The following is a 391-nucleotide window of genomic DNA, read 5'->3' on the forward strand; positions in this document are numbered from 1 at the left end:
GCGTCGGGCCTGTTCACCGAAAGCAAGATCGACAGGCGCAGATACGGGCTGAGAAACAATGCTTACTCTCAGCAATAGCGCATCCTCTTTTTCCAGTTCATCCCAGGCATTCATCAACTGCGGCGCATCGTTGAAACAAACGTCTTTTATTGCCGTGATTCCCTGCCCGGCAAGTCGGGCCATAAATGCCCGCATTTCTTTTTTTAACTGTGCGGTATCAGACAGCATCTCATCCAATAATGCGATTCTCGCTTCCGCGCTGCACTCTTCAGCGGTAAAGCCATAAAGCTCCACGGCGGCACGGTTCATCCAGCAATAGCTTTTGTCATCGTTAATGGCGACAAACGGTCTCTGCGGGAAAGCGTCATCCAATAGTCTGGCATCAGGCACC

General features: G+C 51.4%; 1 protein-coding gene. It reads right to left on the minus strand.

The window, feature by feature from the left end; translation table 11 throughout:
- The coding region (locus FJV41_RS56545) for an amidohydrolase family protein (RefSeq protein WP_220138079.1) at positions 1-391 on the minus strand (391 nt) is incomplete at both ends.

It is taken from the genome of Myxococcus llanfairpwllgwyngyllgogerychwyrndrobwllllantysiliogogogochensis (genome assembly GCF_006636215.1).
GTDB classification, from domain to species: Bacteria; Myxococcota; Myxococcia; order Myxococcales; family Myxococcaceae; genus Myxococcus; species Myxococcus llanfairpwllgwyngyllgogerychwyrndrobwllllantysiliogogogochensis.